6 protein-coding genes are annotated in these 4,791 nt (G+C 64.8%); 2 read left to right on the plus strand and 4 right to left on the minus strand.

Translation table 11 applies throughout. The features are described from left to right. Nucleotides 1-562 (plus strand): GGDEF domain-containing protein (locus AC1DQP_RS16485; protein WP_478052027.1); only part of this gene is annotated, 562 nt, incomplete at its 5' end. A 79-nt stretch (nt 563-641) separates the two neighbouring features. Here AC1DQP_RS16485 and AC1DQP_RS16490 read toward each other — a convergent pair. Beyond that, complete coding sequence (locus AC1DQP_RS16490) at nt 642-812, minus strand: CsbD family protein (protein ID WP_256774579.1); 171 nt, start codon at nt 810-812, stop codon at nt 642-644. 223 nt (nt 813-1,035) lie between these two features. On the opposite strand from AC1DQP_RS16490, the gene AC1DQP_RS16495 reads away from it, so the two are divergent. Further along, nucleotides 1,036-1,326, plus strand: coding sequence for a hypothetical protein (locus AC1DQP_RS16495; RefSeq protein ID WP_457319395.1), 291 nt, complete (start codon nt 1,036-1,038; stop codon nt 1,324-1,326). A 57-nt stretch (nt 1,327-1,383) separates the two neighbouring features. On the opposite strand, the gene AC1DQP_RS16500 is transcribed toward AC1DQP_RS16495, so the two are convergent. The 3 genes from AC1DQP_RS16500 to AC1DQP_RS16510 all read right to left on the minus strand — a co-directional run. Further along, a complete protein-coding gene (locus AC1DQP_RS16500; RefSeq protein ID WP_478052028.1) occupies nt 1,384-1,860 on the minus strand; it encodes a hypothetical protein in 477 nt (158 codons plus the stop codon). Between the two features lie 99 nt (nt 1,861-1,959). After that, on the minus strand, nt 1,960-4,134 hold the full coding sequence (locus tag AC1DQP_RS16505; protein WP_457319393.1) for a methyl-accepting chemotaxis protein: 2,175 nt from the start codon (nt 4,132-4,134) through the stop codon (nt 1,960-1,962). A 117-nt stretch (nt 4,135-4,251) separates the two neighbouring features. Continuing rightward, on the minus strand, nt 4,252-4,791 hold a 540-nt coding region (locus AC1DQP_RS16510; protein ID WP_478052029.1), incomplete at its 5' end, for an EAL domain-containing protein.

A 4,791-nucleotide genomic window follows, 5' to 3' on the forward strand; every position in this document is an offset into this window, starting at 1 on the left:
CAGCCTGCCCTTCCTGTTCGTGTATGGCATCGGGCTGAGTCTGCTCAGCTGGCAGCTGGCGCGCCGGGTGAAATCACAGAACCGTCAGTTGCAGCGCCTGAGCCGGATGGACCCGCTGGTGGACCTGGCCAACCGGGGCTTTCTGATCCAGCGTGCCCAGCAGACGCTGGAGAGGTCGCACCGTCATGGCGGCGTTGCCTGCTTGTTGATGCTGGATGTGGACGACTTCAAGCGGATCAACGACGGGCACGGTCACCGGGCGGGTGACGAGGTGCTGCGCCACATTGCGGCGACGTTGAGGGACTTCATGCGGCCCGGCGATACGCCGGCGCGGCTGGGTGGGGATGAGTTTGCGGTGTTGCTGATGGAATGCACGTCTGCTGAGGCCATGCAGGTGGCTGAGCGGATCAGGGAACGGTTGCAGGCCAACCTGCCCGCAGAAGTGCGTTCGATCCAGATCAGCGTGAGCATCGGCATTGCCGAGGACTGGCTGGCCATGGCCGACCGGGCGCTGTATGTCGCCAAGCGACATGGCAAGAACACCACAAGCTTCGCGGAGTGAGCGTAATGCCTGGCGTCCATCCGTACGCAATTCCAACGCCACTGCTCCCTCACCGAAGTGCGGGAGCAGCGCGCCGGATTCAACGGCGGGCGTCGTCTTTTGCCTTGCCCACTTCACTCTGCACCTTGCCCACGGTTTTCTGGGCCTTGCCTTCGAGCTCCTGGGCTTTGTCGCCGGTGACCTTGCCGGCCACTTCCTTCACGGTGCCCTTGACCTGGTTCTTGACACCTTCGGTACGGTTCTTGTCCATCTCAAATGCCTCGCGGTTCCGCCCGTCGGTGGGCTTGAGCATGCTGCTTGCCTGGAAGTGTCGCCCGGGTGAAATATGACGAAAGTCAGGCAACTGGATTCCGAATCATTCAGGGTTGAATGCGATGCGTAACGGCGCCTTCGCGCGGCAGGCATCGCATCTGCACCTGGGCTCCACACCGCGCTATCTACAGTCGCCTGCATTCCCTCGATGGCGCGCCCGCGTGAACCTGCAGACCTCCTCTCCCTATCCGCTGCCCCGGCGCGCGCTGCCCGATAGCTGCCACTTCGATCTGCTGGAAGTGAGCGCGTTGCAGGACCCCTGCAGTGGCCGCATCGTGCATCTGTATTCCATGGTGGCGCGCTGCCTGTCGTGCGAGGTCATCTTCAAGGCGCAGGAGGGGCAGGGCTTTGTCAGTACCTCGGTGGCGCGCGTGCTGCGCTGTCCGACCGGGTGCGGTGAGCAATCGCTCAGGGGGGCTGCGCTGCGTCGCTGGAGCCCACAGGCGGCCTGACAAACAAAAAGAGCCCCGGGACATCCCGGGGCTCTTTTGTTGTGTACTACCAGTCTTTCAGGCGGGCAGGTCCCACTTTTCATCGTCTGCCGGTTTCTGCTTGTAGATGACGCCTGCAAAATCCACGTGGAGTTCGGTCCAGCCACCAGCATCGCGTCTGGCCAGGAGTTCAAAGTGCCTKGGCTTGCGGGCGGGTTTACCTGAGACCTTCCAACCGGCCTTCTTCACCGCGGCCAGCACCGCACGCGGATCGGCCGGTGCATCGGAGGGGGGGTGCTTGGGGCCGTGATGCGGCTTTTTGTGTTCCACCTCCACGAAGGCGCCCCCCTTCCTGGCGATGCGTGCGACTTTGATTTCCGACGGGCGTTGTTCGCCCTCAAGCCGTACGGCAAGGCCCTGCGCGAGAGGAAACGCTTCTGCGCCTTTCGGCCCCAGATCCGCGAGATAGGTCTGATCGTTGCTGACCAGCGTGAAGCGATGCGCGAAGACGTGCTCGATGACGCCGGCAACGGCGATTTTTTCATGGTGCGGCATGCATTTCTCCTGAGAGCGCCCAACCGCGGGCGCTGTCAGTCAATGCGGGCCATTGCCGAAGTTTCAAGCAATGGCCCGCGGCCGCTGCTTGGCCGTTCATCATTGAAGACTGTGGGCAAGGCGCGGGGCAGCGACGGCGCGCGTGTGCAAGGGGCGGTCACGGCGCACCGCGACCGGGTCGATCGTGAAGGCGGCGACGGCGTGCCGGAGCCCGGACGCCTGGACGTCGAGCTCGGCAGCGGCCGCGGCAGCCTCTTCGACCAGCGCGGCGTTCTGCTGCGTGGTCTCATCCATGCGGCCGACCACCGCGTTGACCTGCTCGATGCTGGAGGATTGCTCGCGGGAGGCGGCAGCGATCTCCTGCATGATGTCCGTCACCCGCTGCACGCTCGAAACCACCTCCTGCATCGTGGCGCCGGCGGCGCGGACCTGCGTGGATCCCTCGGCGACCCTGGCGGCGGAGTCGTCGATGAGTTCCTTGATCTCCCTGGCCGAGCTGGCCGCGCGTTGCGCCAGGCTGCGCACCTCGGCGGCGACCACGGCAAAACCACGGCCCTGGTCACCGGCGCGTGCGGCTTCCACCGCGGCATTCAGCGCGAGGATGTTGGTCTGGAAGGCAATGCCGTCGATCACGGTGGTGATGTCGGCGATGCGGCGCGAAGCGGTTTCGATGCCGTCCATGGTGCTGACCACCTCGTCCACGATCTCCCCACCGCGCCCGGCGACAGCGGCGGCGTCGATGGCCAGGCGATTGGCCTGGTCGGCCGAGGCGGAATTCTGCCTGACCGTGGAGGTCAGCTCCTCCATCGACGCGGCGGTTTCCTCCAGGCTGGCAGCCTGCTGTTCGGTGCGCCTGGAGAGGTCCTGGTTGCCGTTGGACAACTCCGTGGCCGCGCCGGTAATGGACTCGGACGAGAGATGGATGCGGCGGACGATATCGGCCAGGTTGGTGGCAGTCTTGTTGGCATCGGCCCCCATGGTGGCAAAGACGCCGCGGAAGTCGCCCTCCATGCGCGCGGCCAGGTTGCCCGATGCAACGTCATTGAGGAAGGTGGACAGTGCTGCGAGGTTCTGCTCGGCGGTGCCCATCAGGCCATTGAGGTTTTCCACCATGGCGCGGAAATCGTACTGATACGCCTGCGGCTCGCCGCGCGCGGAGAAGTTGCCCTCGGAGGCGGCCTGGGTAAGCTCGCGGATGTCACGGTTGATCGAGGACAGGTTGGCCTTCACCCGGTCCATGGTCTCGGTGATGATGGCCTTCTCGCCGGGCAGCCGTTGCATGTCGTCGGACAGGTCGCCCACCGCGTAGCGGCCGATCAGGTGGACCAACTGCATTTTGATGGCGATATGCGCCGCCACGATGTCATTGGTATCGCGCACCATGATGCCGAATTCACCCGGGTAGGCGGCCGCATCCATGCGGTAGCTGATCTGKCCACGCTCGTGCCGGGCCGTCATCTCGCCCAGCTCGGCAATGACGCGCCGGATGCGTTGGCGCATCTGCTCCATGGCCTCCAGCAGCTGGCCAGCCTCGTCGCCCCGATGTGCCACCAGAGCTGTATCCAGCTTGCCCTGGCTGACGTCGCGGGCGGCCTGCAGGGCAGTGCGCAGGGGGCCGACGACGCTGCGCGTGAGCGCGATGGCGATGACCGTTCCCAGCGCCAGCGCCAGCAGCGTTGCGCCGATCATGAGCATGGCAAAGCCGCGCGCGGTGGCCGTCAGCTGTTCGGCGGTGGCGGCGCTCTTGGCCTCCTGCCAGTCGATGAAGGCGTTGATCGAGGCCAGCCAGGCCACGAAGGCCGGCTTGGCCTGGGTGAGCATCAGCGCTGTTGCCGACTGGACATCGCCGGCCTCGCGTTGCTTGCTGACTTCGGCCAGCAAGGGGAGAGTGGCGGCCTCGTTGGCGCGGATGGCCTTCAACATGCCGATCTCTTTGCTGTCCGTGCTCGCCGCGATCATCTCCGACAGGGGTTTGGCGGCCACCGCGTAGTCGCCGGCGAGTTTCTCGATCTGTTGCGTGGCCTCGGCCCGGGCCTGCGGGTCATCGGTCAGGACCACGTCGCGCAGCGCGATCGCGCGGTCATGCACACTGCCCCTGAAGTTGATGGCCAGGCGCTGCTTGACCGCGTTGACGTCATTGATCGTGTGCAGGTCGTTCTCGATGAGGTGGACCCGATGGATGCCCACCAGAGTCAGGACGACCATCAGTCCTATGAGAGCGGAGAAGCCAACGCTCATGCGCTGGCCGACACGTAGATTCCTGACAAAGTGCATGGTGTGGATAGCCTGGTGAGATGCAGAGGGGAGGCGACGAGCCGGAGCTCAAGTTGCGCGGTGGAGAACCGATATCGGCGGCGCACCGCTTTGCTTCAAAGACGTGCGGCGGAGCATTTAGGTGGCGATGCAATTTGTGACGCGAGGGTGATGAAGTTCATCCCAGGTAACCTGCAGCGACTGACCGACACGCGCGAACAACGCTGCAATCGTTGACGCGGGCGAAGGCGTGGCCAGCAGGTAACCCTGGACTTGATCCAGGCCGATATCGGCCAGCACGTCGAGCTGGTCCTGGTGTTCCACGCCCTCGGCCACGGTGAGGTAGCCAAGCTCGTGGGCCAGATGGTGGATCGCCGAGACCTTGGCTCTTGCGCGTGGGTCCGTGCCGATGGCGTGGATCAGAGACTTTTCCAGTTTGAGGGTGCGGATGGGCAGGTCGGACAGGTAGCTGAAGTTGCTGTAGCCACTGCCGAAGTCATCGATGGCGATCCGGATGCCCGCCTGCGCCATGGCGCAGATCTGCGCGACCGCAGGGGAGTCGGGGCCGAGYCACTCGCCCTCGGTGATCTCGAATTCAACCATCGAAAACGGGATGGCGCGCCGCGCCAACTTCGCGCTGATGACCTCCCAGGCGGTGGTGCTGGTGAGATAGCTGCC

Source organism: Stenotrophomonas sp. P5_A8, assembly GCF_056400545.1.

Coding starts and splice junctions, on each gene's coding strand:
- AC1DQP_RS16490 (WP_256774579.1), bottom strand. CDS start 812: ATGGACAAGAACCGTACCGAAGGTGTCAAGAACCAGGTCAAGGGCACC.